Origin of the sequence: Silvanigrella sp. (assembly GCF_044369315.1) — a bacterium.
GTDB lineage: Bacteria > Bdellovibrionota_B > Oligoflexia > Silvanigrellales > Silvanigrellaceae > Silvanigrella.
In genome coordinates, this window is sequence record NZ_JBIPMD010000280.1 from 1 (window position 1) to 3,869 (window position 3,869).

The following is a 3,869-nucleotide window of genomic DNA, read 5'->3' on the forward strand; positions in this document are numbered from 1 at the left end:
TTTAATTTAATTTCTTCAGGAATTTTATATATTATATTTTCGCCTTTTTGATTTAATCCAATAATTACTGCGCAAACTTTTCCAGATATAGAGTTTTTAGATAAATTTGTATTTGACAATGAAAATACAAATCGAGTTTTATTTACTTCAGGTAATATTTTGGGATTTTCAATTTTAATACCACTATTTTCGATTATTAAAACTTCCTCTTTCTTAACCTCTTCATTCTTAACTTCTACTTTCTTAGTTTCTTCCTTCTTAACTTCTACTTTCTTAGTTTCTTCCTTCTTAGCTTCTTCCTTCTTAGCTTCTACTTTCTTAGCTTCTTCCTTCTTAGCTTCTTCCTTCTTAGCTTCGACTTTTTTAACTTCTACCTTTTTAACTTCTTCTTTTGGAGGAAAATTCATTACAAATTCATTATTTTTAATATTATCGTCTTTCATTAAATTTTTCTCAAAAGAATATTGTAGCAAACTTTTTTTAAAGGAAATAATATATTTATCTTGAATTTGATTTTTCTGAAACAAAGTCAAACTAAAATAAATTAATATAGAAGATATGACCAATAATAAAAACAAGAAAAATAAAACAAATTTCACAAAAAAAAGATTTAGTTTATAATGATATGTTTTTTCTGAATCAATAAAAAATATTAAATTAAATTTTTTAGAACCTTTTTTTGATACTGAATTATTTGTACTCATTATTTGGTTGCCTTACTAAAGCACTTAATAAATCTGAATTTTGAATTTCTTCGTACCATTTTTCAGATATAATTTTATATTGATTGTTTTCTATTTTTAAATATAGAAATTTTCTCCCAAAATCTTCTTTTTCAGGTGAACTATATTTTTGAAGAAATGAAACAAATATCTCATCATTAAAAGATAAAATTTTAGGATCGCTAATTTCAATACTTATTTTTCCTTTTCTATTGTTACTTAATGTAGATTTAAGTTGAAGCCACTGTTTTTTATTTTTTCCTAAAGTATTAAAAGAATCCGAATAAAAACTTAGATATTCATTTAAATCCGAGTTTTCCCAAGATTTTTTCCAGGAATCTAACATGGATTGGATTGCAACTTTTGTTTCTTCTATTTTTTTAGAGGAATCGAGTAAAGTCATTTCTTTTGTGATCACGACGGGGGTCTCTAAGGGGGTTATGTATTTTTCTAAATCCCGCCAATCATCATTTTTTAAAGCAACACAACCATCTGTATCAAAAGCTTTGCTTATTCTTGAATCATCTTCAACTCCATGAATCCAAATTCCATACCCTGTTTTGCTCGATCTTTGATCAAAGATATTTGGATAATCTAAAGTTAAAGCGCCAGGACCATATTTAGGAGGAAGTTTCCCCCCCGTTATTTTCCCCGTTATAAAATAAATTCCTTCAGGTGTTTTCTTATCACCTGATGATTTTTTATCACCTTGCCTTTTTCCTGTAACAGCTTGATATGTTTTGATTATATCATAAGACCCTGTGATATTTTCTTTGTAAACACTAAGTTTATGTTGCAGTTTTTCCACAACAAGTGCATATGCAGAAGGCTTTCTTCCTAAACTAATGAATGAAGCTGGTATCTGACTTACTGCCTTTTGGTTTAACTTCTCAGAAATTGAATTTTCCACTATGATTTGATTTGATTCTGAAGAATCTGTATTTGCCAAACATAAGGGAGAATATAAAATTACACATAAAAAAAGAACTTTTAATGTATTTTTATTGTATAAATAATACAATTTCATATTTTAACTCCGAAACATTCATTAAAAAATAATGATAGATATAATGAGTTTAAAGGGAATAATAATTTAATTCTAGATCGTCAAAGTCTCGTCATTGAAAGAATTTTCCCAGATAAAGTGTTTTTTAAAAAGAATTGTTTACATTAAGGACAGATCCTGTTTATGACTGAAACAAAAGATCAAACATTAAAAACAATTGTTTATGAAATTAATGAGTTTGTTAAAAAAGCAAGAAGAATAATTCAAAATAAAAAATCTTGTGATATTGATACTCTCATAAATGAAATTCTTTGTAACAATCAAGATAATAATGGTGATGTAAAAAAATGTGATGGATTTTTATTAAAATTTCATAATTCAACCGAAGCCCCAACTCAATATGAATGCAAATGCTCTTTAATTCAAAAAATATTTCAAAATTTAAATTCAACCAACTTTACAATTGAAAAAATGGAATCAAACTGGCCCTTAAAAAAGGGGATGGTAAATTCAAAAATAATTGCCTGGCAAGAATGCTCATCTGCTGCAGAAAGTATTCAATTATCAATTGCATTTATGATTAAATGCATTTCAATTATTACTTATAAAAATTCTAAATCAACTTCTCTCAATTCATTATCTTTAAACAAAGATAATATATATCTTGAATATTTTAAAGATATTATTTCAAATGAAATATCTTCTTTATATTTTTGGAATGATATAAAAAAGTATTATATAAACAATAGAGATAGTTTTTCTAATGAAAAAACAAACAGAAGTCTATTTTACAAAGAAATATTGCCAAAAAGAAAATTAGTTATTTTATGCTTTGAAGACACAAATTTCAGATTAAGGTCGGGAACAAATTTTGAACTTTTTGCATTTGAACAATTTATAAATGATTTAACTCTTGCTAATAATTCACTAATTGTCTTTTCTAAACAAAAACTATTACCAAATAAAAATAAAAAAATAAATTATTTAGATAATTACTCGATAAGTTTTAAAAAAAGTTTGGATGAACAAAAATATTCTATTCAAGAAGCCATGGAACCTGATTATAAATTATCAAGAGATGAGCGTTTTATAGAAGCAAATAAAATTGGAGCCTTTGATCGCTTAATTGAGCTTCTTGCTAAGGGGCAAAATTATATTAATAGCCTTGAAAAGGATTATTCTGAATGGAAGAAAAATACAGAGAATTAAGCGCTGACTACTATAAAAGAAAACAACATCTTTTTAAAAAAAGATTAAAATTTCTATTTATCCTTTTTTCTTCTGTTTCGTTTTTATTATTTTTAAGTATTTCTGAAGGATATGCTCTTAAATTACTTCTTTCAAAAAACTTTTCTTTTATTGAAATTAGTGTAATATTAATTTTAATTAGTATTTATTTATTGGCTTATAATATTATTCTATCAAAAATATACTTACATATATGCTATTATTTTGAAAATAAAAAAACCCCTTCCTTAATTATAATGACAATATTTATTATATTATATTTAACGTTATCATATACTACAGGAATTAAAGATATTGTTTCTTTAGGCGTAAGTAAACTCTGCATCATTTCTCTTTATTTCCATTTTTGGAATTCACAATTAACAGAAGCAAGATTAAAAACAAGATCAAAATTAATTCCATATATTTTTATAGTATCTTGGCGTGCTTTTTTTATTTGCAGATGGGTGCTTATTTCTTGCTGGCTACTTAGTAGTCTAGGATTTGCTTTAGCTCTTGTAGCCTCACATCCAATCATTAAATTAGAAGGATGGGAAGGTTTAATATTAATGATTACATTTTATTTCTTATTTAAACTATTTGTTAGAAACCCCAATGCTCACAATTATTATTAGGTTTAATCACTATGCTAATTGATTTTCATGTTCATCTTGCAGGGACAGGATGTTGTCATTCAGGTATTATTTTAGGAAAAATTTTTAAAAAAAGACCTAGTTTTTTCTTTTTAAAAAAGTCACAAAAAATCACAAACGAACAAATGCATTCAGATATCGATCGTGTCCTCCCAATAAGTGATTTTTACAAAGCATAAATCCAGAATTAAATATCCTTTTGAGGAGGAGATTTAAATGGAGATGGAAAATAGAATTTTAAAATTGTCAGAACAAGTTGCT

At 25.8% G+C, this 3,869-nt stretch carries 5 protein-coding genes; 3 read left to right on the top strand and 2 right to left on the bottom strand.

Features of this window, described 5'->3' with window-relative positions; all coding sequences use genetic code 11:
- Together ACIQ56_RS15410 and ACIQ56_RS15415 are read right to left on the bottom strand one after the other, a co-directional pair.
- Positions 1-443 (bottom strand): hypothetical protein (locus ACIQ56_RS15410; protein WP_397601934.1); only part of this gene is annotated, 443 nt, incomplete at its 3' end.
- 247 nt (positions 444-690) lie between these two features.
- On the bottom strand, positions 691-1,749 hold the full coding sequence (locus ACIQ56_RS15415; protein WP_397601935.1) for a murein L,D-transpeptidase family protein: 1,059 nt from the start codon (positions 1,747-1,749) through the stop codon (positions 691-693).
- Between the two features lie 162 nt (positions 1,750-1,911).
- Between ACIQ56_RS15415 and ACIQ56_RS15420 the strand changes: the two genes are divergently transcribed.
- Genes ACIQ56_RS15420 through ACIQ56_RS15430 form a run of 3 tightly spaced genes read left to right on the top strand, consistent with a single transcriptional unit; the run spans position 1,912 to position 3,787 of the window.
- Positions 1,912-2,937, top strand: a complete 1,026-nt coding sequence (locus ACIQ56_RS15420; RefSeq protein WP_397601936.1) for a hypothetical protein — start codon at positions 1,912-1,914, stop codon at positions 2,935-2,937.
- Positions 2,913-3,590 (top strand): hypothetical protein, encoded by a 678-nt coding sequence (locus tag ACIQ56_RS15425; RefSeq protein ID WP_153421713.1) that lies wholly within the window; start codon positions 2,913-2,915, stop codon positions 3,588-3,590. Before ACIQ56_RS15420 ends, ACIQ56_RS15425 begins: the two co-directional genes overlap by 25 nt.
- A gap of 11 nt (positions 3,591-3,601) precedes the next feature.
- Entirely contained in the window at positions 3,602-3,787 is a 186-nt protein-coding gene (locus ACIQ56_RS15430; RefSeq protein WP_397601937.1) for a hypothetical protein, read from the top strand.
- Positions 3,788-3,869: the final 82 nt, after the last annotated feature.

What these genes read in the sequence shown, in the direction of transcription:
- ACIQ56_RS15415 (WP_397601935.1), bottom strand. Translation starts at nt 1,749, where the DNA reads ATGAAATTGTATTATTTATACAATAAAAATACATTAAAAGTTCTTTTT.
- ACIQ56_RS15420 (WP_397601936.1), top strand. Translation starts at nt 1,912, where the DNA reads ATGACTGAAACAAAAGATCAAACATTAAAAACAATTGTTTATGAAATT.
- ACIQ56_RS15425 (WP_153421713.1), top strand. Translation starts at nt 2,913, where the DNA reads ATGGAAGAAAAATACAGAGAATTAAGCGCTGACTACTATAAAAGAAAA.
- ACIQ56_RS15430 (WP_397601937.1), top strand. Translation starts at nt 3,602, where the DNA reads ATGCTAATTGATTTTCATGTTCATCTTGCAGGGACAGGATGTTGTCAT.